This window comes from Streptomyces sp. NPDC127190 (assembly GCF_042672505.1).
In the GTDB taxonomy this organism is placed as follows: Bacteria; Actinomycetota; Actinomycetes; order Streptomycetales; family Streptomycetaceae; genus Streptomyces.
This window is the reverse complement of record NZ_JBHXVE010000012.1, coordinates 118,555-141,333: the sequence shown is the minus strand read 5'-3', so window position 1 is coordinate 141,333 and position 22,779 is coordinate 118,555. Positions and strand designations below refer to the sequence as shown.

The following is a 22,779-nucleotide window of genomic DNA, read 5'->3' as shown; positions in this document are numbered from 1 at the left end:
GAAGGGGGCGGGCCGGCGGCGCGGTAGCCTTCACGCTGCACACACGTGCGCAGCCCGGCGCACGAAAGACTCTCTTCGGTCCGGTATCTGGAGGAGCCACGGCGATGGCGGAACACACCAGTTCGAGCATCACGATCGAGGCGGCTCCGGCCGACGTCATGGCGGTGATCGCCGACTTCGCGCGCTACCCGGACTGGACCGGTGAGGTGAAGGAGGCACAGGTCCTCGCCACCGACGGCCAGGGCCGCGCCGAGCAGGTCCGCCTCGTCATGGACGCGGGCGCCATCAAGGACGACCAGACCCTCGCCTACACCTGGACCGGCGACCACGAGGTCTCCTGGACCCTGGTGAAGTCCCAGATGCTGCGCTCCCTGGACGGCTCCTACCTGCTGAAGCCGGCGGGCGCGGGGACCACCGAGGTGACCTACCGCCTCACGGTCGACGTCAAGATCCCCATGCTCGGCATGATCAAGCGCAAGGCGGAGAAGGTCATCATCGACCGGGCGCTGGCGGGCCTGAAGCAGCGCGTGGAGTCCGACGGCTAGGTGCCACCGCGCCGGGCGCCGGTCCGGCACCCCGTCCGTTACGGTTCACCCTCATGCGCACCATCCTGATCACGGGCCCGGGCGGCAGCGGTCGTACCACCATCGCCGCCGCCACCGCGCTCGACGCCGCCCGCGACGGCATCCGGACGCTGCTGCTGAGCGCCGACCGCACCGACACCCCCGGCGCCGCACTGGGCCACCCGACCGGACCGGCCCCCACCGAGGCCGCCCCCCACCTCACCGTCTGGCGCCCGGACGCCACCACCCGCTTCCGCGAGGACCTCACCGCCTTCCAGGACCGCGCGGCGAGCGTCCTCGACCTGCTCGGCGCCGCCCGCCTGGACGCCGAGGAGGTCACCCCGCTGCCCGGCGCCGAGGAACTGTCCTTCCTGCGGGCCCTCAGGGACGCGGCCCTCTCCGAGCGCCACGACCTCCTCGTCGTGGACCTCCCGTCCCTGCCCCAGGCCCTCGCCCTGCTCGGCCTGCCCGGGGAACTGCGCCGCTATCTGCGCCGGCTGCTCCCGCCCGAGCGGCAGGCGGCCCGCGCCCTGCGCCCGGTCCTCGGCCGGCTCGCCGGCGTCCCCATGCCCGCCGACTGGCTGTACGAGACGGCCGCCCGCTGGGACGTCGAGCTGGCCGCCGTGGAATCCGTGCTCGCCGACCCCGGCACCGCCGTACGACTGGTCGCCGAACCCGGACCGGCCGGCACCGACGCCGTCCGCACCGCCCGGCTCGGCCTCGCCCTGCGCGCCCTGCCCACCGAGGCCCTGATCGCCAACCGCACCCTGCCGGACACCGCCCCCGACACCTGGTGCGCCGGACTCCTCGCCCAGCAGCGCAAGGCGCTCGCCGAGTGGCGCCCCGACCACGCCCCGCACACCGTCGCCCACCTCGGCCGCGACCCCCAGGGCGCCGACGACCTCACCGCCCTCGCCGTCCCCGCCGTCAACCCCGCGACCACCCCGGTCGAGTGGCCCGTCACCGACGCCATCCGCGAGGACGGCGTACTGGTCTGGCACATCCCGCTGCCCGGCGCGATACGGGACGAGCTGGACCTCATCCGGCGCGGCGACGAACTCGTCCTCACCGTCGGCCCGTTCCGCCGGATCGTCCCGCTGCCCTCCGCCCTGCGCCGCTGCACCGTCGCCGGAGCCGCGCTCCGCGACGGCGAGCTGCGCATACGCTTCGCCCCCGACCCCGCCCTGTGGCCCGCCGCCGGCCGCTGAACCGGGCACGCCCGTTCGGGTAACGTCGTAAAGGCGAACCGCAGTCAGGAGTCCGCCATGAGCGAAGAGCGCCCCGCACCCGATCCGCACGAGGAGCCGGCCCGGGCGACCGACGCCGACGCCTGGGCCACGGCCTGCGCCGAGGACCTCGCCGCCGAGAAGGCCCGCCGCCGCGCCGACTCCGGCCCCCCGCCGGGCTCGGCCGCCGAGGAACTGAAGAAGCTCGTGGAGACGGTGGCCGACAAGCTCTCCGGCCTGCGCTCACCGCTCCTCGGAGCACTCGCCGGGCCCGCCGCCGAACAGGTGGTGCGCCAGGTCGTCCAGCAGGCGAAGGCCGCCGTGGAACCCGTCATAGAGCGCAACCCGGACGTCTTCGACCACCTCGCCGCGGCCGGTAGCGAACTGCTGGCCGCCTACCGCTCCGCCGTCGAGGCCCAGGAGCGGCGCTGGACCGCCCGGACCGCCGACGACCTCGCCGAGGACTGGCGGGACCGGCGCGACAAGGGGGAGGACGGTGGCCCGGGGGAACGCATCGACCTGGACTGACGCCCTCGCGGGGCAGGGCCTCGGGTACGGTTGGCCGTAGCGGGGCTCGACCGAAACTGAGGGATTCATGGGACTCACCATCGGCGTCGACATCGGCGGCACCAAGATCGCGGCCGGCGTGGTCGACGAGGAAGGCAACATCCTCTCGACCTTCAAGGTGCCGACCCCCACCACGCCCGAGGGCATCGTGGACGCCATTGCCTCGGCGGTGGAGGGTGCGCGCGCCGGACACGAGATCGTCGGCGTGGGTATCGGTGCGGCCGGTTATGTGAACCGGCAGCGCTCCACGGTGTACTTCGCGCCGAACATCGACTGGCGCCAGGAGCCGCTGAAGGAGAAGGTCGAGGCCCGCGTGGGCCTCCCGGTCGTGGTCGAGAACGACGCCAACGCCGCCGCGTGGGGCGAGTACAAGTTCGGCGCCGGCAAGGGCCACCGCAACGTCATCTGCATCACCCTCGGCACCGGTCTCGGCGGCGGCATCATCATCGGCAACAAGCTGCGCCGCGGCCACTTCGGCGTGGCCGCCGAGTTCGGCCACATCCGGATGGTCCCGGACGGCCTGCTCTGCGGCTGCGGCTCGCAGGGCTGCTGGGAGCAGTACGCCTCCGGCCGCGCCCTGGTCCGCTACGCCAAGCAGCGCGCCAACGCCACCCCGGAGAACGCCGAGGTGCTGCTGTCCCTCGGCGACGGCACCCCGGACGGCATCGAGGGCAAGCACATCTCCATGGCCGCCCGCCAGGGCGACCCGGTCGCCGTGGACTCCTACCGCGAGCTGGCGCGCTGGGCCGGCGCGGGCCTCGCCGACCTGGCCTCGCTCTTCGACCCGTCCGCGTTCATCGTCGGCGGCGGCCTCTCCGACGAGGGCGAACTGGTCCTCGACCCGATCCGCAAGTCGTACAAGCGCTGGCTGGTCGGCGGCAACTGGCGCCCGGTGGCCGATGTGATCGCCGCCCAGCTGGGCAACAAGGCGGGCCTGGTGGGCGCGGCCGACCTGGCCCGGGAGCCCGACCCGATCATGTAAAGAAGCCTGTGCCGCACCAGGGGCTGTGCTGCACCAAGGGGCGCGGGGCTGTATCAACATGCGGCTCCGCCGCGTGGGCGCGACCAGCCACGACAACGCGGCAGTCGCGCACGAAACCCCGCGCCCCGAGCTATGAGGCGCCCCCACTCCCGTGCGGCGTAAATTGACCGCATGGTCATCGCGCCGCTCCCCAACTCCACGACAGAGCCCGACGGTTCGGCCGTCATCCGCGTCCTCAGCTACAACATCCGCTCGATGCGCGACGACACCGCCGCCCTCGCCCGGGTGATCACCGCCTGCGACCCCGACCTGGTCCTCGTCCAGGAAGCCCCCCGCTTCTTCCGCTGGCGCAAGAAGCTCGCCCGGCTGGCCGCGGCCTCCGGCCAGGTGATCCTCACCGGCGGTGCGACGGCCGCCGGACCGGCGATCCTGTGCAGTCTGCGGGCCACCGTCGAACGCACCGAGGACACCCTCCTCCCGCTCACCCCCGGCCTCCACCGGCGTGGCTTCGCCACCGCGGTGGTCCGCTTCGGCGGCGCCCGCCTCGGCGTGATCAGCTGCCACCTCAGCCTGGACGGCAGCGAGCGGTACGAGCAGAGCGGCATGCTCCTCGACCGGCTCGCCGCCCTCGGCACCGAGCACGCCGTCGCCGGGGGAGACCTCAACGAGGGCCCCGGCGGCCGCGCCTTCCGCAGGCTTGCCGGGCCGCTCCAGGACTGCCGGGCCGTCGCCCCCTGGGGCGGCGAGGACACCTGGACCCACAGCGAGCCGCACCGCCGTATCGACGCGGTCTTCGCCACCAAGGGCGTCGAGGTGCTCGGCTGCGGGGTGCCCCTGGACCAGCCGGGCGTCAGCCGGGCAGACCTGAGGGCGGCCACGGACCACCTCCCGGTCCTGGCCGCCCTCAGAATCCCGGCCGGCTGACGCGCGCTAGACCACGGCCCCCCGGCCGGGGTCGCCGTCATCGTCGTCGTCCGTACGCATCCGGGCGACCAGCGTCGCGAAGCCCCCGAGGAAGCCGCCGATGCTCAGGGTCGCCAGCCACCAGGTCATGTCCCAGCCGAGCAGCACCGCGAGCAGCAGCAGGACCGGGCCGCCGACGACGCCCAGCCAGGCGAACTTGGCGGCGGTGTCGGCGGTCGGCAGCGGAGGCGGCTCGGGCGGTACGAAGTGACCCTCGTCGTCCTCGTCGAAGTCGTCCTCGGAGGGCTCGGCCACGGTGTAGTCGCGCGGACCGACCCCGGGCGCGAAGGACACCGAGCTGCCCAGCGGCCGTACCGGACGCTGCGCCGGCGCGGTCTCGCCCTCCTCCTCCGGCTCCTCGGGTTCCGGCAGCGCGAGATCCTCCACCCGCCGGAAGGGCCGGGAACCCGGCGGATCCGGCGGCTCCTCGCCGTACCCGGCGACGATGGCCAGCCAGGCGGCGTCCTCGTCGAACGGCACCCCCTGCTCCTCCGGCTCGGGGCCCTCCCGATCGCGGTCCCCGCGGTCGGAGTCGTGCTCAGCCAACTGCGGCCGTCCCTTCCTTGCCGACACTGGGTGCGAGCCGGCCGATGAAGGCGAGGCTCTCCTCGAAGATCCGGTCCGCGTCCTCGTCCAACGTCGCCACGTGGTAGCTGTGTTCCAGCACGACCTGCGATACGTCCGTGGACGACACCCGGCTCAGCACCCGGGCCGAGTCGGCCGCCGGCACGACATGGTCCCGGGCGCTGCGCAGCAGCAGCAACGGCTGGGTGACCTGGGGCAGCTCGCCGTCCAGCCGGCGCAGGAACACCCGCAGCGAGTGCGCGGCGTGCAGCGGCACCCGGTCGTAGCCGAGCTCGGCCGCGCCCTCCTTCGCGATGTCGCTGGCGATCCCCCGGGTGGTCCGCACCAGGTGCCGGGCCACCGGAAGGGCGTACGCCGACAGCCCGTGCACCTTGTTCGCCGGGTTGACGACGACGACGCCCGAGACCCGCCCGCCGTGCCGCGCGGCCAGCCGCAGCGCGAGGGCACCGCCCATGGACAGGCCCGCGACGAACACCTGCGAGCAGCGCCGGGCGAGCACCCGCAGCTCGCGGTCCACCTCCGCGTACCAGTCCTGCCAGCCGGTGAGCTGCATGTCCTCCCAGCGGGTGCCGTGCCCGGGCAGCAGCGGCAGGGACACGGTGAGGCCGTGGGCCGCGTGGTGCTCCGCCCAGGGGCGCAGCGACTGCGGCGAGCCGGTGAAGCCGTGACAGAGGAGGACACCCACCTCCCCGCCCGCGTGGCGGTACGGCTCGGCTCCGGGGAGAACCGGCACCTTTCGACTCTCCTGTTCCTGGGCAAGGCCCCCGTCGGCGGCCGGCGGAGACGTGAAGAACTCGCGGATGTGGTTCACCGTACGCGACCGCACTGACACCGACCAGGGTCGTCGGCTCCTTCGCCGGTTCTCCGGGTTAAGGTCTGTTCGACGAAACCAGGAGGAGCACGGGTGTTGTACGGCACGATGAAGGTCGCCATCGGAGGGCCGCTGAAGGTCGCCTTCCGGCCCTGGGTGGAGGGCCTGGAGAACATTCCGGCCGAAGGCCCCGCCATCCTGGCCAGCAACCACCTGTCCTTCTCGGACTCGTTCTTCCTGCCGGCCGTGCTGGACCGCAAGGTCACCTTCATCGCCAAGGCCGAGTACTTCACCACCCCCGGAGTGAAGGGCCGCCTGACCGCCGCCTTCTTCAAGGGCGTCGGCCAGCTGCCGGTGGACCGCTCCGGGGCGCGCGGCGCCGGCGAGGCCGCGATCAAGAGCGGCATAGAGGTGCTGCGCCGCGGCGAGCTGTTCGGCATCTACCCGGAGGGCACCCGGTCGCCCGACGGCCGGCTCTACCGGGGCAAGCCCGGCGGCCTCGCGCGCGTGGCCCTCGCCACCGGCGCCCCGGTCATCCCCGTCGCGATGATCGACACGGAGAAGATCCAGCCGCCCGGCAAGGTCGTACCGAAGCTGATGCGGCCCGGTATCCGGATCGGCAAGCCGCTGGACTTCAGCCGCTACCAGGGCATGGAGCACGACCGGTTCGTGCTGCGCGCGGTGACCGACGAGGTCATGTACGAGATCATGAAGCTCTCCGGCCAGGAGTACGTCGACATCTACGCGACCGCCGCCAAACGGCAGATCGCGGAGGCGGCGAAGGCGGCCAAGGAAGCGGAGAAGAAGACCGAGGCCTAGCACGGGCGACGGGGGGGCGACGGGGGCACGGGGGCGTGGCGAAGCGCGAGCGGGTCATGAGGATGTCGGTCGAGCTGCCGCTGTGGCGCGCGCTCGCCGGCTACCGCGTGCTCACCATGCTCTACGCCATCGGCCTGTGCGCCACCGCGTACTCCCACTTCGTCCGCCCCTGGGTCGCCGTCGGCTACTACGCCGTCCTGGTGGTGTGGACCCTCGCCACCCTGCCCCGGGTCCGGAACGCGGCGAACTGCACCAAGGGCTTCCTGGCCGCCGACCTGACCGTCGCGCTCACCGGCATCCTGCTCACCCCGCTCGCCGACAACCACGAGCGGATCGCGGGCGGCGGCCCCACCCTGCCGTCGATATGGACCGCCGGCTCGGTGCTGGCCTTCGCCGTCAAGGGCGGCTGGCGCTGGGCGGCCGTCGCCTCCACCGCCGTCGCCGCGGTCAACCTGGTCGAGCGCGGCAGCCCCGCCCGGGACACCGTGCACAACGTGGTCCTGGTCTGGGTCGCCTCCATCGCCATCGGCTACGTCGTCGAGGTCGCCCGCGCCTCCGAGCGCACCCTCGCCCGCGCCCTGGAGATCGAGGCGGCGACCCGGGAACGCGAGCGGCTGGCCCGCAACATCCACGACAGCGTGCTCCAGGTGCTGGCCATGGTGAAGCGCCGGGGCGCCGCCCTGGGCGGCGAGGCGGCCGAGCTGGGGCGGCTCGCCGGGGAGCAGGAGGTGGCCCTGCGCACCCTGGTCTCCGGCGGCCTGCTGCCGGTGTCCCGGGTGTCGGAGGACGCCCTGGCCGGGGCCGTCGTACGGCTCGTGGACGAGCCCGCGGACGACGGCCACGACGGCCCGGTCGACCTGCGGACCCTGCTCGCCCCGTACGCGGGCGCCCGGGTCAGCCTGGCCGAACCCGGCGCGCCGGTCGAGCTGGCCGCCGCCGCGGCCCGGGAGCTGGCCGCAGCGGTGGGGGCCGCGCTGGACAACGTGCGCCGGCACGCGGGCCCGGACGCCCGGGCCTGGATCCTGGTCGAGGACTGGCCGGACGAGATCGTCGTCACCGTCCGGGACGACGGCCCCGGCATCCCCGAGGGCCGGCTCGCCCAGGCGGAGGGCGAGGGCCGGCTCGGGGTGGCCCAGTCGATCCGCGGGCGGCTGCGCGACCTCGGCGGCAGCGCCGAGCTGATCTCCGTCCCCGGGCAGGGCACGGAGGTCGAACTGAAGGTACCGAAGAGCACGAAGGCGGGGCGTCGATGAGCGAGCAGCAGGAACAGGACCCGATCAGGGTCATGGTGGTGGACGACCACCCCATGTGGCGGGACGCGGTCGCCCGGGACCTCGGCGAGGCCGGCTTCGCGGTGGTCGCCACCGCCGGCGACGGTGAGCAGGCGGTCCGCCGCGCCAAGGCCGCCGCCCCCGACGTCCTGGTGCTGGACCTCAACCTGCCCGCCAAGCCGGGCGTCCAGGTGTGCAAGGAACTCGTCGCCCACAACCCGGCGTTGCGCGTCCTCGTGCTGTCGGCCAGCGGTGAGCACGCGGACGTGCTGGAGGCGGTGAAGTCCGGCGCGACCGGCTACCTGGTGAAGTCGGCTTCCACCGAGGAACTCCTCGACGCGGTGCGCCGTACCGCCGTGGGCGACCCGGTGTTCACCCCCGGCCTCGCGGGACTGGTCCTCGGCGAGTACCGCCGCCTGGCCGCCGAACCCGCCCCCGCCCCGGACACCGAGGAGCCCGGCGCGCCCCGGCTGACGGACCGGGAGACCGAGGTGCTGCGGCTGGTCGCCAAGGGCCTGAGCTACAAGCAGATCGCCGAACGCCTCGTCATCTCCCACCGCACCGTGCAGAACCATGTGCAGAACACCCTCGGCAAGCTCCAGCTGCACAACCGCGTCGAGCTGGTGCGGTACGCGATAGAGCGCGGACTCGACGACGCATAGGGCGTGTTCGCCCCGGCGCGGTCACCGGCACGCGCCGGAAACACCCTTCCCGCCTCTCCCGATGTGACGCAACTCACCATTAGCGTGACAGTGCGTCACACCACCGCGGCGAAGGGACATGTCCATGCGGGTCGGAGTACTCACCGGAGGCGGCGACTGCCCCGGACTCAACGCCGTCATCCGGGCCATCGTGCGCAAGGGCGTACAGAACTACGGCTATGAATTCGTCGGCTTCCGGGACGGCTGGCGCGGCCCCCTGGAGAACGACGCCGTCCGCCTGGACATCCCGGCGGTCCGCGGCATCCTGCCCCGCGGCGGCACCATCCTCGGCTCCTCGCGGACCAACCCGCTCACCGCCGAGAACGGCGTCCGCCGCATCAAGGACAACCTGGCCAAGCAGGACGTCCAGGCCCTCGTCGCGATCGGCGGCGAGGACACCCTCGGCGTGGCCGCGCGGCTGTCCGGGGAGTACGGGGTGCCCTGCGTCGGGGTGCCCAAGACGATAGACAACGACCTGTCGGCCACCGACTACACCTTCGGCTTCGACACCGCCGTCTCCATCGCCACCGAGGCCATCGACCGGCTGCACACCACCGCCGAGTCCCATATGCGGGTCCTCGTGGTGGAGGTGATGGGCCGGCACACCGGCTGGATCGCCCTGCACGCGGGCCTGGCCGGCGGCGCCAACGCGATCCTCATCCCCGAGCACCGCTTCGACGTCGACCAGGTCTGCGCCTGGGTCACCTCCCGCTTCCGGGCCTCCTACGCGCCGATCGTGGTCGTCGCCGAGGGCGCCATGCCCCGGGACGGCGAGATGGTCCTCAAGGACACGTCGCGGGACTCCTTCGGGCACGTCCGGCTGTCCGGGGTCGGCGAGTGGCTGGCCAAGGAGATCGAACGGCGCACCGGCAAGGAGGCCCGGACGACGGTCCTCGGGCACGTCCAGCGCGGCGGCACCCCGAGCGCCTTCGACCGCTGGCTCGCCACCCGCTTCGGACTGCACGCCATCGACTGCGTCCACGACGGCGACTTCGGCACGATGGTCGCGCTGCGCGCCACCGACATCGTCCGCGTCCCGCTCGCCGAGGCCACCGCCCGGCTGAAGACGGTCAAGCCCGAACTGTACGAGGAGGTCGGCGTCTTCTTCGGCTGACCACGCGGTGCGGTGTCCCGGACGGGGCCCCCGACCAGGACACCGCACCGCTCACGGCCGGCCGGTCAGGACACCGACGTGCCGGCGCCGTGCAGCCGGCCGATCAGCTCCCGCACCACCGCCGCCCCGTTCAGCGTGAGCACCGACTCGGGATGGAACTGGACCGACGCGAAACCGGGGCCGCGCAGGGCGTGCACCTCGCCGTTCTCCGCGCGGCTCACCTCGATCCCGTGCGCCGCCAGCTCGCCGGCAGCCTCCTCGTCGCAGCGGGCCACGAAACTGTTGTAGAAGCCGACCGTCTCCGGCCGCCCGAACAGGTCGATCACCGTCTGCGCACCCTGGTACGGCACCTCCTTGCGGACCAGGTCCAGCCCCAGCTCGGCCGCGATCAGCTCATGGCCCAGACAGACCCCGAGCACACCGTGCGGATGCTCCCGGATCACCGCGGCGGCCAGACCGCGCAGGAGGCGCATCTTCGGATCGGCCGGATCGGCGGGGTCGCCCGGGCCCGGACCGAGCACCACCGGACCCTGGTGCGCGAGCACCGCCGCCCGCAGCCCCGACTCGTCGTAGCGCCGTACGGTCACCTCCAGACCGGTGGAACGCAGCACATGGGCGAGCATCGCGGTGAAGGTGTCCTCGCCGTCCACCACCAGCGCGTGACCGGTCAGCTCCCGGCTCTGCTCCTGCATCCGCAGCCAGAACGGCGCCAGCGAGGCCCGGCGCCCGTCGAGCGCCGCCCGCACCCGCGGGTCGTCGGCCAGCCGGGGCCGCTCCCGCTCCGCGGCCGCCCGGGACGGCCGTACCCCCAGGGCCGCGAGCACACCCGCCGCCTTGGCATGGGTCTCGGCGACCTCGCCCGCCGGATCCGAACCGCGCACCAGCGTCGCGCCCACCGCGACCCGCAGCCCGCCCGCCGCGTCGATGTCGGCGGTGCGGATCAGAATGGGGGAGTCCAGGGTCTGCGCGCCCCCGGAGTCCCGGCCGAGCAGCGCCAGCGCCCCGGCGTAGTAACCCCGGCCGCCGCTCTCGTGCCGTTCGATCACCCGGCACGCGTTCTGCACCGGCGACCCGGTCACGGTCGCCGCGAACATCGTCTCCCGCAGCACCTCCCGCACATCCATCGAGGACCTCCCGCGCAGCTCGTACTCGGTGTGCGCGAGGTGTGCCATCTCCTTCAGCCGCGGCCCGACGACGACCCCGCCCCGGTCGCCGACGGTGCACATCATCTTCAGCTCCTCGTCGACGACCATCGACAGCTCCTCGATCTCCTTGCCGTCGGCGAGGAAGGAGAGCAGGTGCTCCGGCGTCGGCCCGGCCGCCGGATAGCGGTAGGTCCCGCTGATCGGGTTCATCACGACCGTGCCGCCGGACATCCGCACATGCACCTCCGGGCTGGCCCCGACCAGCGTCCGCTCGCCCGTGTGCACGACGAACGTCCAGTACGCGCCCCGCTCGCCCGCCAGCAGCCGCCGGAACAGGGCGAGGGCGTCCGCGCGGGAGAAGCCGGGGATCTCGCCCCGGTACGTCCGCCGGATCACGAAGTTCGCGCCCTCGCCCCGGCCGATCTCCTCGCGCAGCACCCGGCCGACGATCCCGGCGTACTCCTCGTCGTCGACGTCGAAGCCGCCGTCGCGCACCCGGACCTCGTGGCCGGGCAGCTGGTCCAGCGCCTCGGCGAGCGGCAGCGTGTGCGTCTCCTCGGGGCTGAGCACCGCCAGCGGCGTCCCGTCGTCCCGTACGTCGAAACCGCGCTCGCGGATCTGCCGGAACGGCACCAGGGCGAGGCCCTCGTCGGGCAGGTCGGCGAGCCGGCCGTAGGTGCGGACCGGGCCGATCAGCACCTCCACGGTGTGCTCGTCGTGGCCCGGCGTGCGGCGGCGCAGCAGGGCGAAGGGGCGGGGGTCGGACAGCAGGTCCTGGAGGTTCACGGGTCATCCTTCTCGGTCTTCCGGCGCGGTCTGCCGACGGAGAGGGACGACCCCGGAAAACACCGAAGGCCGCCCCTCGGGCGGCCTTCGCGAAGTCGTGGGTACGCGCAGTCAGCGGGCCGCCGGAGAAGCGGTCCACCACCAGTTCCGGCCAGCGCGGTGCCGGGTCGAAAGCGCGAACATGCCGGGAACCCTAGGCCCACGGCCGCGCCCGTGTCCACCACGCGGGGGCCGGACGCCGGGTCCCGGGACCCGGCGTCCCACAGTTTGGGCGTGGGACTGACACCGCGCACACAGCCCGTAGGCTGGGGGCGTGAACGCAAACGCCTCCATCCTGGACATGAACACCTGGCGACACCTCCCCGCGGCCCAGCAGCCGGAGTATCCGGACCAGGGAGCTCTGCGTAAGGTCGTCAGCGAACTGGAGAGCTTTCCGCCGCTCGTCTTCGCAGGCGAGTGCGACCAGCTGCGCGCCCGGATGGCGGCCGTCGCCAAGGGAGAGGCGTTCCTCCTCCAGGGCGGCGACTGCGCCGAGGCCTTCGACGCCGTGTCGGCCGACCACATCCGCAACAAGCTCAAGACGCTGCTCCAGATGGGTGCCGTCCTGACCTACGCGGCCTCCGTGCCCGTGGTGAAGGTCGGCCGGATCGCGGGCCAGTACTCCAAGCCGCGCTCCAAGCCGACCGAGACCCGCGACGGCGTGACGCTCCCGGTGTACCGGGGCGACTCCGTCAACGGCTTCGACTTCACCGAGGCCAGCCGCATCCCGGACCCGGAGCGGCTGAAGCGCATGTACCACGCCTCGGCGTCCACGCTGAACCTGGTGCGCGCCTTCACCACCGGCGGTTACGCCGACCTGCGCCAGGTGCACGCCTGGAACCAGGACTTCGTGAAGACCTCGCCGTCGGGCCAGCGCTACGAGCAGCTCGCGCGCGAGATCGACAACGCGCTGAACTTCATGCGGGCCTGCGGCACCGACCCGGAGGAGTTCAAGACCGTCGAGTTCTTCTCCTCGCACGAGGCGCTGCTGCTCGACTACGAGTCCGCCCTGACCCGGGTCGACTCCCGCACCGGCAAGCTGTACGACGTCTCCGCGCACATGGTGTGGATCGGCGAGCGCACCCGGCAGATGGACCACGCGCACATCGAGTTCGCGTCCCGGATCAGCAACCCGATCGGCATCAAGCTCGGCCCGTCCACCACGGCCGAGGAGGCGCTCCAGTACATCGACCGCCTCGACCCCGAGCGGGAGCCGGGCCGGCTGACCTTCATCGTCCGGATGGGCGCCGACAAGATCCGCGACCGGCTCCCCGAGCTGGTCGAGAAGGTCACGGCGTCCGGTGCGACGGTGGCCTGGGTGACCGACCCGATGCACGGCAACACCTTCGAGGCGGCCTCCGGGCACAAGACCCGCCGCTTCGACGACGTGCTGGACGAGGTCAAGGGCTTCTTCGAGGTCCACAAGGCGCTCGGCACCCACCCGGGCGGCATCCATGTGGAGCTGACCGGCGACGACGTCACCGAGTGCGTGGGCGGCGGCGACGAGATCTTCGTCGACGACCTGCACCAGCGCTACGAGACGGCCTGCGACCCGCGGCTCAACCGCAGCCAGTCGCTGGACCTGGCGTTCCTGGTCGCGGAGATGTACCGGGACCAGTGAGCATCCGAAGGGGCGCGGATCACACCGGATCCGTGCCCCTTCCCCTTTTGCGCATCCAGGGGGATGGGTAAGGTTAGGTTTGCCTCACCGAAAAACGGGATGGCAGTCCATACAGCGATCCCGTCGGGAGGTGAACCGCGTGTACGTCTGTAGCTGCTTCGGCATCACCGAAGCCCAGGTCATGCAGCACGCGGAGGACGGCGCCTGCACCCCGCGCCAGATCGCCTCGGCCTGCAAGGCGGGCACCGACTGCGGCTCGTGCGTCCGCCGGATCCAGGCCATCCTCGGCCGTGGCGCCTGCCCCCGCCGGGAGCTGGCCGACCAGGGCCGGCCGGTGCTCACCGAGCTGCCCGAGGCGGCTTAGCCGCCGCTCCGGCCTAGCTCTCCGGCTGCTCGATCAGCTGGGCGATGTACAGCGCCTCGCCGAGCTTGTCCACCAGCTCCAGCTGGGTGTCGAGGTAGTCGATGTGGTGCTCCTCGTCGGCGAGGATGTCCTCGAAGATGTTCGCGGACGTGATGTCGCCCTTCTCGCGCATCACCTTGATCCCGCGCCGCAACCGGTCGATCGCCTCCACCTCGATCTGCCGGTCGGCCTCGAACATCTCCCGGACCGTCTGCCCCACCCGCACATGGAACAGCCGCTGGTAGTTGGGCAGCCCCTCCAGGAACAGGATCCGGTCGGTGAGCACCTCGGCGTGCTTCATCTCGTCGAACGACTCGTGCCGCGTGTACTTGGCGAGCTTCGTCCAGCCGAAGTTCTCCTGCATCTTCGCGTGCAGGAAGTACTGGTTGATCGCGGTCAGCTCGCCGGTGAGCTGCTCGTTGAGGAACTCGATGACCTCGGGGTCGCCCTGCATCGCAGCGGCTCCTTCCACACGGGGTAACGGGGAGGGTGTGCGGCGGCATGATTGCACCGGCGAGGAAGATCGTCCAGTAAGTGCGTACTTAGTAAGTACATGCTGAGTTGATGGCAGTTGTCCGGTTCCGGTGGTGGTGGTCAAGGGCATCGCCCAAGGTCTGTCAGGATGGATACATGGGGCATCCGGTGGAGCGAGAGTCTGGAGCGACGGCAGGGTCCGAGCTTCCGCCGGGTCAGCGGCTCCAGCGCGGCTGGCCGGTCACGCACTACGGTCCGGTGCCGAAGTTCCGGCCCGAGCGCTGGGAGTTCCGGGTGTTCGGCGCCACCGCCGACGGCGACAAGCACACCTGGACCCACGAGGAGTTCACGGCCCTGCCGTACACCACCGTGGTGGCCGATCTGCACTGCGTGACCAAGTTCAGCATGCTCGGCGCGGAGTGGGGCGGGATCCCCGCCCAGGCCGTCGTGGACCTCGCACCGCCGGCCCCCGACGTCACCCATGTGATGGTCTGGGCCGAGTACGGCTTCAGCTCCAACCTGCGCCTGGCCGACTTCCTCTCCGACCGCACGATCTTCGCCACCCACAAGGACGGCGAGCTGCTCACCGCCGAGCACGGCTTCCCGGTCCGGCTGATCGTGCCCCACCTGTACGCCTGGAAGGGCCCCAAATGGGTCCGCGGCGTGGAGTACATGACCGCCGACCGGCGTGGCTTCTGGGAGGAACGCGGCTACCACAACATCGGCGACCCCTGGAAGGAACAGCGTTACTCCTACCAGGAGGAACCGGGGGAGGGGCCGGAGCTGTGAGCCCGGCCGCCCGGCGGCTCAGCCGTCCCTGAGCTTCTTCAGGCGCTCCACGTCCGCCGCGTGCCCCTCCTTGCCGCCGGGCGTCTCGATGATCAGCGGCACGCCCGCCGTCGCGGGATGGGTCATCAGCGCCCGGAACGGGTCCTCGCCGATGTGACCGGCGCCGATGTTGGCGTGCCGGTCCTTGTGCGCGCCGACCACGTCCTTGGAGTCGTTGGCGTGGATCAGCTTCAGCCGGCCCTCGCCCACCGTGTCCACCAGCAGGTCCAGCGTCCGGTGCATCCCGTCCGGCCCGGTCAGGTCGTGTCCCGCGGCGAAGACATGACAGGTGTCCAGGCAGACGCCCAGCTTCGGATGGGCGTCCAGTGCCTCGAAGTACGGCCCGAAGTCCCAGGTGCGCGAGCACAGCGAGGAGCCCTGGCCCGCGGTCGACTCCAGCAGCAGGAACGGGTCGTCGTCGTGGGTCAGCTCGTCCAGCAGCGGCAGCAGATGCGCGCGCACCTGCTTCAGCGCGACCTCCCGCTCCCGCCCGCCGGTCGCGCTCCCCGTGTGCACCACCACACCCAGCGCACCGATCTCCCGGCCGCGCCGCAACGAGTGCCGCAGCGACTCCACCGAGCGCTCCACGGTCGCCTCGGTGTGCGAGCCGAAGTTGATCAGATAGGGGGCGTGCACATACGCCGGGACCGACTCCTCGGCGCACGCCGCGCGGAACGCCTCGTCCTGCCGGGGGTTCCCGGCGGGCGTCGCCCAGCCGCGCGGATTGGCGACGAAGACCTGCACGGTCTCCGCCCCCAGCTCGCGGGCGTACGACAGCCCCACCGAGTGCAGGCCGCCGGCCACGGGCACATGACCGCCGACGGGGTTGCGGGGCAGGGAGGAGGACAGGTCGGGACTCACCCGTTCAGGGTGTCATGCCCGCCCCGCCGTCCGGACCGCGGCCGCCGGTGACCCCCGTCACCGGATGGTGATCGTGACGGTCGATCCCTTGGGCGCCTTGTCGCCGCCGGCCACCGACTGCTTCTGCACGGTGTCGCCGAAGATCCCGAGGAGCCCGCGGTCCTCCTCCACCTGGAAGCCGGCGTCCTGGAGCGCCTTCTTCGCGTCGTCCACGCTGTCGCCCACCACGTCCGGGACCTCGACCATCTCCGGGCCCTTGGACAGCGTCAGCGTCACCGTGTCGCCCTCGGCGGCCCGGCTGCCGTCGCCCGGGCTCTGCCGGGCCACCTTGCCCTTGTCGTACTCCGAGTTGACCTGCTCGGGGGCGATCTTCACCTTCAGACCGGCGTCCGTCAGATCCTGCCGGGCGCTGTCCAGGTCCTCACCGGTGACGTCCGGCACGTCGATCGGGCTGCCCTTGCTCACGGTCAGCGCGATCGCCGAGCCCGCGTGCCGCTTGGTGCCCGGCCCGGGGGCCGTGGAGACGACCGAGCCCTTGGCGACGTCCTCGCTGAACTGCTGGGTGACCATGCCCGGTTCCAGCCCGTCCGCCTTCAGCATGGCCCGCGCCCTGGCCAGCGGCCGGCCCGTCACATCCGGCACGTTGACCGTCTCCGGACCGAGGGACACCGTCAGCGTCACCCGGTCGTGGTCCCGGACGCGGGCGCCCGGCGCCGGGTCGGTGCCGATGACCGTGCCCCGCTGGACCGTGTCGCTGTACGCCTTCCTGACCTGCCCGACGCGCAGCCCGGCCGCCTGGAGCCGGTCCCGCGCCTGCGCCTCGGTCTTCGCCAGCAGCGGCGGGACCTTGGTGAACTGGCCGGAGTTGATGTACCAGACCCCGGCGCCCACGCCGAACACCAGCAGCACCGCGGCGACGACGGTGACCATCAGGCGCCGGGAGCGCCGCGGCGGGGCGGTGGGACCGGGCGGCACGGGCGGCCCGCTGAACCGGGTCGTCCGCTCGACGGGGGCCTCTTCCGCGTCCTCGTTCACCGGCAGCGGCCGGGGCACCGTGAGCGAGCGGGGGATCACGCTCGTCCGGTCCTCGGCGTTGTCGTGCTCCGCGGACCGCGCCTGCGGCGGCACCGCGTCCAGCTGCTCGTCGCTCAGTCCCTGCCGCGCCTGACGCACCCGGGCGAGCAGCGCCACGGCGTCCGCCGGCCGGTCGTCCGGGACGCGCGCGGTCGCCACGGCGACCAGCTCGTCCAGCGCGTACGGCAGCCCCGGCACGAGCGCCGACGGCGGCGGCACGTCCTCGTGGATGTGCTGGTAGAGCACCTGCGCGGGGGAGTCCCCGGAGTGCGGCTTGGCGCCCGTCAGCATCTCGTAGAACATGACCCCGCACGCGTACACGTCGACGCGGGGGTCCGCGGTGCCCTGCTCGATCTGCTCGGGCGCGAGATACGAGACGGTGCCGAGCACGGAACCCGTCGTGCTGGTCACCGTGTCCACGGAGCGCACGAGTCCGAAGTCGGCGACCTTGACCCGGCCGTCGTCCCCTATCAGCACGTTCTCGGGCTTCATGTCCCGGTGCACGAAACCGGCCCGGTGGGCGGCGCCGAGCGCGGCGAGCATCGGTTCGAGGATGTCCAGCGCGGCCCGGGGGCGTACGGCGCCGCGCTCGCGCAGCACGTCACGCAGGGTGCAGCCGGCGATGTACTCCATCGCCAGATACACATACGACCCGTCGGTGCCCTGGTCGAAGACCTGCACCACGTTCGGGTGGTCCAGCCGGGCGACGGACTTCGCCTCCCGGATGAACCGCTCCACGAAGGACCCGTCGGCCGCGAGCGTCGGGTGCATCACCTTCAGCGCGAGGACCCGGTCCAGGCGGGTGTCCAGGGCCCGGTAGACGGTGGCCATCCCGCCGGCCGCGATCCGTGCGTCGACGCGATACCGGCCGTCGAGCACCTGCCCGACGAGGGGGTCCTGAAGGGTCGTATCCACGCACGCGAGTCTACGAGGCCCCCAGACCCCCCCACCCCGCCCACCCCGGACCGAACCCGACCTGTAACACCCACCCACACCCGCCAACGCCGAGCCCGCCTCAGGAAAGCCCCGCCCACCCACACCCGCCGACGCCGAGCCCGCCTCAGGAAAGCCCCGCCCACCCGCACCCGCCGACGCCGAACCCGCCCCAGAGGAAAGCCCCGCCCACCCGCACCCGCCGACGCCGAGCCCGCCCCAGAGGAAAGCCCCGCCCTCCCGTCGGCAGACTTCTCCCACCCACCCGCACCCGCCAACGGCGAGCCCGCCCCCCGGCAAAGCCCCGCCCCACGGCAAAGCCCCGCCCCCCAGCCGGCAGTCTTCCCCCACCCACCCACCCGCACCCGCCGACGGCGAGCCCGCCCCACGGCAAAGCCCCGCCCCCCAGCCGGCAGCCTTCCCCCACCCACCCACCCGCACCCGCCGACGGCGAGCCCGCCCCACAGGAGAGTCCAACCCTCCAGTTGGCAGTAACGGGTGGTGCGCGGGTGGGAGAACCCGGTCAGAACGCCGGCCGCTCGGGGTCGAGGTGGGCCATTCCCGCCGTAGGAGACGACGCCTCCGCGAAGTGCCTGCGCGGAATCCGCCCGGCCAGCCGAGCCAACCTCCCCGCCTCCACCCCCTGCTTCATGGCGGCAGCCATCAGCTCCGGCTCCTGCGCCCGCGTCACCGCCGACGCCAGCATCACCCCCGCACACCCCAGCTCCATGGCCAACGCCACGTCGGACGCCGTACCCGCCCCCGCGTCCAGGATCACCGGCACCCGCGCCTGCTCCACGATCAGCTGGAAGTTGTGCGGATTGCGGATGCCGAGCCCGGACCCGATCGGCGACCCCAGCGGCATGACCGCGGCACAGCCCACATCCTCCAGCTTCCGCGCGAGCACAGGATCGTCATTGGTGTACGGCAGCACCGTGAACCCGTCGTCCACCAGCGTCTCCGCCGCCTCCAGCAGCTCCACCGGATCCGGCAGCAGCGTCCGCTCGTCGGCGATGACCTCCAGCTTGACCAGGTCCGTACCCAGCGCCTCCCGGGCCAGCCGGGCGGTCAGCACGGCCTCCCCGGCGGTGAAGCAGCCCGCCGTGTTCGGCAGCACCCGGATCCCGAGCTTCTCCAGCACCGACAGCACCGAGCCGTGCACCGAGGGGTCCACCCGGCGCATCGCGACCGTGGTCAGCTCCGTGCCGGAGGCGATCAGCGCCCGCTCCAGCGCCTCCAGGCTGGGGGCCCCGCCGGTACCCATGATCAGGCGGGAGGAGAGGGCCATGTCCCCGAGGACCAGCGGATCGTCGGCCATGGCTCAGCCTCCCTGGACGGCGGTGAGAACCTCGACCCGGTCACCCTCGGCGAGCGCCGTGTCCGCCCACCGGCTGCGCGGGACGACGGTCTCGTTGAGGGCGGCGGCCACTCCGGAGGGCGCCGGGGTCAGCATCTTCACGACGGTGTCGAGAGCCGTACCGGGAACGATCTCCTGCGGCTCCCCGTTGACGGAGATGATCATGCGGGCTGCTCCATGCGGACGGCGCCGAAGCGCTGCGGGGTGAACGGGCGGGCCTCCTGAGGCAGTTCACCACCGGCCAGCAGCTGCCCCATCAGGTCCCCGGTGACCGGGGTGAGCAGGACACCGTTGCGATAGTGCCCGGTGGCCAGCAGCAGCCCGGCGAGACCGGACGGGCCGAGCAGCGGCGCGTTGTCCGGGGAGCCGGGGCGCAGTCCCGCGCGGGTCTCGGTGAGCGGCAGCTCGGTGATCCCGGGCACCAGCTCATGGGCGTCGCGCAGCAGCTCGTACACCCCGCCCGCGGTGACCGTGGTGTCCCAGCCCAGCTCCTCGCTGGTCGCGCCGACGACCAGTTCGCCGTTCTCCCGCGGCACCAGATACACCTGGCTGCCGCGGACCACGGCCCGCACGGTCCGGCTCAGGAACGGCGCGTACCGCTGCGGCACGGTCAGCCGCAGCACCTGCCCCTTGACCGGCCGCACCGGCGGCAGCAGCGCCTCCGGCACCCCCGCGAGCCGCCCGCTCAGGCTGCCCGCCGCGAGCACCACCTGCTCGGCGCGCAGTTCGGTGCCGTCCGTCGTGGTGACCCCGGCGGCCCGGTCCCGTACCACGTCCAGCCGCTCGGCCCAGGCGCGGTGGAAGACGACACCGGTCCGCTCGCACGCGGTCACCAGCGCCGCGGCCAGCCGCCGCGGATCGATCTGGTGGTCGCCGTCGACGCGCAGCCCGCCGCGCACGCCGGGCGCCAGCATCGGCTCCAGACGGCGGCACTCCCGGCCCGACAGCCACTGCGACTCCAGCCCCGAGCGCTGCTGGAGCAGGTGCAGTTCGCGCAGGTGGGCGCGGTCGTCGGCGTCCAGGGCGACGGCGAGTGTGCCGCAGCGGCGGTAGCCGAGGTCCTGGCCGGTCAGCTCGGTCAGCTCGGCGGCGAAGCCGGGGTAGCGGCGCGCGGACTCCAGGTTGAGGGCGAGCAGTGTCTCCTCGCCGTAGTGCAGTTCCGTGACCGCGGCCAGCATCCCGGCCGCGACCTGCGCGGCCCCGCCACCGGGCTCGGGGTCCACCACGGCCGTGGCGAGCCCGCGCTGCGCCGCGCGCCAGGCCGTGACCAGGCCGATGATTCCGCCCCCGATGACGAGGACGTCGGACGTACGTGACGACATGGGCGTCCAGCCCCTCCCTTCGCCGGAATGACCCGGATCAGGTTCGTACGGTCGGAGGCCGCCAGCCTCCCTCTCAGCCCGGTGCGTCCGGGCTCCCGCGAGTGCTTGTACGGTGGCCACCCTAGCCCGCCCCGCTCAGCACCCGTAAGGAGCCCCTGGCCGTGCCCCGCTCGCTGGATGGACTGACGCTCGCCCCCGTGGCCGATCAAGCCGCAGGTCAGGTGGGTACCCGTACCCGCTTCGCCTACCACGAGAAGGACGGCGAGATCTGGGCCGAGTACGCGGGCGGGGACGTGGTCCGCGGCCATCTGGTCGGCACCCGCGAGGGCGACCGGCTGGACTTCCGGTACGTGCAGCTGAGGACCGACGGGACGACCGCCTCCGGGCACTGCGTCTCCACGGTCGTCGAACTGCCCGACGGGCGGCTGCGCCTGGAGGAGACCTGGGAGTGGGAGTCCGCGCCGGGCTCCGGGAGCAGCGTTGTGGAAGAGATCACCGAGCCGGCCCCCTGACTGACAATCCGTCACTTGTCTATGGTGAGCGGGTGAGTGGTGATCGGGTGAGCGAGCAGACAGCGCACGAGGGCGTCGGGCAGGCCCGGCGGGTGGTCGTCGTCGGCGCGGGCATGGCCGGGGTGCAGACCGCGGTCGCCCTGCGCGAGCAGGGGTTCCGCGGCGAGGTGACCGTCATCGGCGCCGAACCCCACCAGCCCTACGACCGGCCCCCGCTGTCCAAGGCCGTGCTGCTCGGCAAGGCCGAGGACTCCGCCTTCGACGTGGACTTCGAGTCGCTCGGCGTCCGGCTGCGGCTCGGCTGCGAGGTGCTCGGCCTGCGCCCGGACGCGCACGAGCTGGACACCGAGGCCGGCCCGGTGCCGTACGACGTCCTCGTGCTGGCCACCGGGGCCGAACCGGTCACCCTGCCCGGCACCGAGGGCGTGCCCGGGGTGCATCTGCTGCGCACCCTGGACGACGCCGAACGGCTGCGGCCGGTGCTCGCCCGGCAGCACGACATCGTGGTCGTCGGCGCCGGCTGGATCGGCGCGGAGTTCGCGACGGCCGCCCGGGAGGCCGGCTGCGCGGTGACCGTCGTGGAGGCCGCCGACCGGCCGCTGGCCGGTGCGCTGCCCGCCGAGGTCGCCGCCCCCATGGCCGCCTGGTACGCCGACGCGGGCGCCGAACTGCGCACCCACGCGCGCGTGGCGCGCGTCGAGCCCGGCGCGGTGGTGCTCGACGACGGCACCCGGCTGCCCGCGGGCGCGGTCGTCGTCGGCATCGGCGCCCGCCCGGCCACCGGCTGGCTGGCCGGCTCCGGTGTCGAGCTGGGCGCGCACGGCGAGGTCCGCACCGACGACCATCTGCGCACCTCCGTGCCGGACGTGTACGCCGTCGGCGACTGCGCCTCCTTCCCCTCGGCCCGCTACGGCACCCGGCTGCTCGTCCACCACTGGGACAACGCGCTCCAGGGCCCGCGCGCGGTCGCCGCGAACATCCTGGGCGAGGCACCGCAGGCCTACGACCCGGTGCCGTACTTCTGGTCCGAGCAGTTCGGCCGCTTCGTGCAGTACGCCGGCCACCACGCGACGGCCGACCGCCTGGTGTGGCGGGGCGATGCGGCCGGGCCCGCCTGGACCGCCTGCTGGCTGAGCGGGGACCGCCTGGTGGCGCTGCTGGCCGTGGGCCGGCCGCGGGACCTGGCCCAGGGCCGCCGGCTGATCGAGGCGGGCCGGCGCATGGACCCGGTCGCCCTGGCCGACCCGGCGAAGCCGCTGAAGGACGCCACGGCCGGCTGAGCTGCGGCGCGCGGGGCCACGACGGCGGCGCACCCGGACGGCGACCGATCGCGGCGCCCGCCGCGCAGCGCCTACCCTTGTCCTCGTGACCGAGATTGACGCAAAGATCGATGCTCTCGTCCCCGCCTGGCTCACCCTGCCCGACATCGCCGAGATGCTCGGCGTCGAGGTGACCCGGGTGCGGCAGCTGGTCAAGGAGGGCCAGCTCATCGCCGTACGACGTGGAGAGAACCGCGCACTGCACGTCCCCGCCGCCTTCATCGACGGGGACAAGGTCGTCAAGGGCCTGTCCGGGACCCTGACGCTCCTGCGGGACGACGGCTTCACGGTGGAAGAGATGATCGAGTGGCTCTTCACCCCCGACCCGACCCTGCCGGGCACCCCGGCGCAGGCCCTGAGCGAGAATCGCGGCACGGAGGTGAAGCGCCGGGCCCAGGCGCTCGCCGTCTGAGCCGAGCCGTACCAGGAGGTGGGGGGGGGGGGGGGGCGGGGGGCGCCCGCCCCCGCCCCCGCCCCCCCCCCCGCCCCCCCGCCCTCCGCGC

At 72.9% G+C, this 22,779-nt stretch carries 24 protein-coding genes and 1 riboswitch; of the genes, 15 read left to right on the top strand and 9 right to left on the bottom strand.

All coding sequences use genetic code 11. From position 1 onward, the window contains the following. Positions 1-104: 104 nt before the first annotated feature. The 5 genes from ACFVIU_RS20160 (at position 105) to ACFVIU_RS20140 (ending at position 4,262) form a co-directional block, all read left to right on the top strand. Complete coding sequence (locus ACFVIU_RS20160) at positions 105-545, top strand: SRPBCC family protein (RefSeq protein WP_385844007.1); 441 nt, start codon at positions 105-107, stop codon at positions 543-545. Between the two features lie 53 nt (positions 546-598). After that, the gene (locus tag ACFVIU_RS20155; protein WP_385844005.1) at positions 599-1,771 is read left to right on the top strand and encodes an ArsA family ATPase; all 1,173 of its coding nucleotides are present in this window, start codon (positions 599-601) and stop codon (positions 1,769-1,771) included. A gap of 57 nt (positions 1,772-1,828) precedes the next feature. Next, positions 1,829-2,317 carry a DUF5304 domain-containing protein gene (locus ACFVIU_RS20150; RefSeq protein ID WP_385844004.1) on the top strand — a complete coding sequence of 163 codons (489 nt, stop codon included), beginning with the start codon at positions 1,829-1,831 and terminating at the stop codon, positions 2,315-2,317. Between the two features lie 67 nt (positions 2,318-2,384). Next, the gene (locus ACFVIU_RS20145; RefSeq protein WP_385844003.1) at positions 2,385-3,338 is read left to right on the top strand and encodes an ROK family glucokinase; all 954 of its coding nucleotides are present in this window, start codon (positions 2,385-2,387) and stop codon (positions 3,336-3,338) included. A 171-nt stretch (positions 3,339-3,509) separates the two neighbouring features. Then, positions 3,510-4,262 carry an endonuclease/exonuclease/phosphatase family protein gene (locus ACFVIU_RS20140; RefSeq protein WP_385844002.1) on the top strand — a complete coding sequence of 251 codons (753 nt, stop codon included), beginning with the start codon at positions 3,510-3,512 and terminating at the stop codon, positions 4,260-4,262. Positions 4,263-4,268: 6 nt separating this feature from the next. Here ACFVIU_RS20140 and ACFVIU_RS20135 read toward each other — a convergent pair whose 3' ends face one another. Together ACFVIU_RS20135 and ACFVIU_RS20130 are read right to left on the bottom strand one after the other, a co-directional pair. Further along, on the bottom strand, positions 4,269-4,847 hold the full coding sequence (locus ACFVIU_RS20135) for a hypothetical protein (RefSeq protein ID WP_385844001.1): 579 nt from the start codon (positions 4,845-4,847) through the stop codon (positions 4,269-4,271). Further along, the gene (locus ACFVIU_RS20130; RefSeq protein WP_385844000.1) at positions 4,840-5,619 is read right to left on the bottom strand and encodes an alpha/beta hydrolase; all 780 of its coding nucleotides are present in this window, start codon (positions 5,617-5,619) and stop codon (positions 4,840-4,842) included. Before ACFVIU_RS20130 ends, ACFVIU_RS20135 begins: the two co-directional genes overlap by 8 nt. A 174-nt stretch (positions 5,620-5,793) precedes the next feature. Here ACFVIU_RS20130 and ACFVIU_RS20125 point away from each other — a divergent pair, with 174 nt between their 5' ends. The 4 genes from ACFVIU_RS20125 to ACFVIU_RS20110 all read left to right on the top strand — a co-directional run bounded on the left by ACFVIU_RS20125 (position 5,794) and on the right by ACFVIU_RS20110 (position 9,602). After that, entirely contained in the window at positions 5,794-6,516 is a 723-nt protein-coding gene (locus tag ACFVIU_RS20125) for a lysophospholipid acyltransferase family protein (protein WP_385844109.1), read from the top strand. A gap of 35 nt (positions 6,517-6,551) precedes the next feature. Next, positions 6,552-7,769: a MacS family sensor histidine kinase gene (gene macS, locus ACFVIU_RS20120; protein WP_385843998.1), complete on the top strand. Its 1,218-nt coding sequence runs from the start codon at positions 6,552-6,554 to the stop codon at positions 7,767-7,769. Beyond that, positions 7,766-8,449 carry a response regulator gene (locus tag ACFVIU_RS20115; protein ID WP_385843997.1) on the top strand — a complete coding sequence of 228 codons (684 nt, stop codon included), beginning with the start codon at positions 7,766-7,768 and terminating at the stop codon, positions 8,447-8,449. Before macS ends, ACFVIU_RS20115 begins: the two co-directional genes overlap by 4 nt. Positions 8,450-8,573: 124 nt before the next feature. Continuing rightward, entirely contained in the window at positions 8,574-9,602 is a 1,029-nt protein-coding gene (locus ACFVIU_RS20110; protein WP_385843996.1) for a 6-phosphofructokinase, read from the top strand. 65 nt (positions 9,603-9,667) lie between these two features. Here ACFVIU_RS20110 and ACFVIU_RS20105 read toward each other — a convergent pair whose 3' ends face one another. Next, on the bottom strand, positions 9,668-11,533 hold the full coding sequence (locus tag ACFVIU_RS20105) for an anthranilate synthase family protein (protein ID WP_385843995.1): 1,866 nt from the start codon (positions 11,531-11,533) through the stop codon (positions 9,668-9,670). A 340-nt stretch (positions 11,534-11,873) separates the two neighbouring features. Here ACFVIU_RS20105 and ACFVIU_RS20100 point away from each other — a divergent pair, with 340 nt between their 5' ends. Next, a complete protein-coding gene (locus ACFVIU_RS20100) occupies positions 11,874-13,193 on the top strand; it encodes a class II 3-deoxy-7-phosphoheptulonate synthase (protein ID WP_385844108.1) in 1,320 nt (439 codons plus the stop codon). A gap of 139 nt (positions 13,194-13,332) precedes the next feature. Then, positions 13,333-13,557, top strand: a complete 225-nt coding sequence (locus ACFVIU_RS20095) for a bacterioferritin-associated ferredoxin (protein WP_385843993.1) — start codon at positions 13,333-13,335, stop codon at positions 13,555-13,557. Between the two features lie 13 nt (positions 13,558-13,570). On the opposite strand, the gene bfr is transcribed toward ACFVIU_RS20095, so the two are convergent. Continuing rightward, a complete protein-coding gene (bfr, locus tag ACFVIU_RS20090) occupies positions 13,571-14,050 on the bottom strand; it encodes a bacterioferritin (RefSeq protein WP_385843992.1) in 480 nt (159 codons plus the stop codon). 176 nt (positions 14,051-14,226) lie between these two features. Here bfr and ACFVIU_RS20085 point away from each other — a divergent pair, with 176 nt between their 5' ends. Continuing rightward, positions 14,227-14,859, top strand: a complete 633-nt coding sequence (locus ACFVIU_RS20085) for a sulfite oxidase-like oxidoreductase (protein WP_385843990.1) — start codon at positions 14,227-14,229, stop codon at positions 14,857-14,859. Positions 14,860-14,877: 18 nt separating this feature from the next. Here ACFVIU_RS20085 and ACFVIU_RS20080 read toward each other — a convergent pair whose 3' ends face one another. The 5 genes from ACFVIU_RS20080 to thiO form a co-directional block, all read right to left on the bottom strand. Beyond that, positions 14,878-15,759 carry a deoxyribonuclease IV gene (locus ACFVIU_RS20080; RefSeq protein WP_385843989.1) on the bottom strand — a complete coding sequence of 294 codons (882 nt, stop codon included), beginning with the start codon at positions 15,757-15,759 and terminating at the stop codon, positions 14,878-14,880. A gap of 57 nt (positions 15,760-15,816) precedes the next feature. Continuing rightward, on the bottom strand, positions 15,817-17,748 hold the full coding sequence (pknB, locus tag ACFVIU_RS20075; protein ID WP_385843987.1) for a Stk1 family PASTA domain-containing Ser/Thr kinase: 1,932 nt from the start codon (positions 17,746-17,748) through the stop codon (positions 15,817-15,819). A 541-nt stretch (positions 17,749-18,289) separates the two neighbouring features. Further along, positions 18,290-19,084 (bottom strand): thiazole synthase, encoded by a 795-nt coding sequence (locus tag ACFVIU_RS20070; protein WP_385843985.1) that lies wholly within the window; start codon positions 19,082-19,084, stop codon positions 18,290-18,292. A 3-nt stretch (positions 19,085-19,087) separates the two neighbouring features. Next, complete coding sequence (gene thiS, locus ACFVIU_RS20065) at positions 19,088-19,288, bottom strand: sulfur carrier protein ThiS (RefSeq protein ID WP_385843984.1); 201 nt, start codon at positions 19,286-19,288, stop codon at positions 19,088-19,090. Next, a complete protein-coding gene (thiO, locus tag ACFVIU_RS20060) occupies positions 19,285-20,445 on the bottom strand; it encodes a glycine oxidase ThiO (RefSeq protein WP_385843983.1) in 1,161 nt (386 codons plus the stop codon). The genes thiS and thiO overlap by 4 nt, the downstream gene beginning before the upstream one ends. After that, positions 20,443-20,554: riboswitch (TPP riboswitch) on the bottom strand. It overlaps the preceding gene by 3 nt. 52 nt (positions 20,555-20,606) lie before the next feature. Between thiO and ACFVIU_RS20055 the strand changes: the two genes are divergently transcribed. The 3 genes from ACFVIU_RS20055 (at position 20,607) to ACFVIU_RS20045 (ending at position 22,688) form a co-directional block, all read left to right on the top strand. Continuing rightward, positions 20,607-20,957, top strand: a complete 351-nt coding sequence (locus tag ACFVIU_RS20055) for a hypothetical protein (protein ID WP_385843981.1) — start codon at positions 20,607-20,609, stop codon at positions 20,955-20,957. A 47-nt stretch (positions 20,958-21,004) separates the two neighbouring features. Next, positions 21,005-22,237 (top strand): NAD(P)/FAD-dependent oxidoreductase, encoded by a 1,233-nt coding sequence (locus ACFVIU_RS20050; protein ID WP_385843980.1) that lies wholly within the window; start codon positions 21,005-21,007, stop codon positions 22,235-22,237. 85 nt (positions 22,238-22,322) lie between these two features. Continuing rightward, a complete protein-coding gene (locus tag ACFVIU_RS20045; RefSeq protein WP_030641990.1) occupies positions 22,323-22,688 on the top strand; it encodes an Rv2175c family DNA-binding protein in 366 nt (121 codons plus the stop codon). The last annotated feature ends 91 nt before the right edge of the window (positions 22,689-22,779 follow it).

Excerpts from the sequence above, each read along its gene's own strand:
- ACFVIU_RS20145 (WP_385844003.1), top strand. The coding sequence starts at position 2,385 with ATGGGACTCACCATCGGCGTCGACATCGGCGGCACCAAGATCGCGGCC.
- ACFVIU_RS20100 (WP_385844108.1), top strand. The coding sequence starts at position 11,874 with ATGAACACCTGGCGACACCTCCCCGCGGCCCAGCAGCCGGAGTATCCG.
- ACFVIU_RS20155 (WP_385844005.1), top strand. The coding sequence starts at position 599 with ATGCGCACCATCCTGATCACGGGCCCGGGCGGCAGCGGTCGTACCACC.
- ACFVIU_RS20110 (WP_385843996.1), top strand. The coding sequence starts at position 8,574 with ATGCGGGTCGGAGTACTCACCGGAGGCGGCGACTGCCCCGGACTCAAC.
- ACFVIU_RS20115 (WP_385843997.1), top strand. The coding sequence starts at position 7,766 with ATGAGCGAGCAGCAGGAACAGGACCCGATCAGGGTCATGGTGGTGGAC.
- ACFVIU_RS20070 (WP_385843985.1), bottom strand. The coding sequence starts at position 19,084 with ATGGCCGACGATCCGCTGGTCCTCGGGGACATGGCCCTCTCCTCCCGC.
- ACFVIU_RS20160 (WP_385844007.1), top strand. The coding sequence starts at position 105 with ATGGCGGAACACACCAGTTCGAGCATCACGATCGAGGCGGCTCCGGCC.
- ACFVIU_RS20085 (WP_385843990.1), top strand. The coding sequence starts at position 14,227 with ATGGGGCATCCGGTGGAGCGAGAGTCTGGAGCGACGGCAGGGTCCGAG.
- thiS (WP_385843984.1), bottom strand. The coding sequence starts at position 19,288 with ATGATCATCTCCGTCAACGGGGAGCCGCAGGAGATCGTTCCCGGTACG.
- thiO (WP_385843983.1), bottom strand. The coding sequence starts at position 20,445 with ATGTCGTCACGTACGTCCGACGTCCTCGTCATCGGGGGCGGAATCATC.
- bfr (WP_385843992.1), bottom strand. The coding sequence starts at position 14,050 with ATGCAGGGCGACCCCGAGGTCATCGAGTTCCTCAACGAGCAGCTCACC.
- ACFVIU_RS20140 (WP_385844002.1), top strand. The coding sequence starts at position 3,510 with ATGGTCATCGCGCCGCTCCCCAACTCCACGACAGAGCCCGACGGTTCG.
- ACFVIU_RS20150 (WP_385844004.1), top strand. The coding sequence starts at position 1,829 with ATGAGCGAAGAGCGCCCCGCACCCGATCCGCACGAGGAGCCGGCCCGG.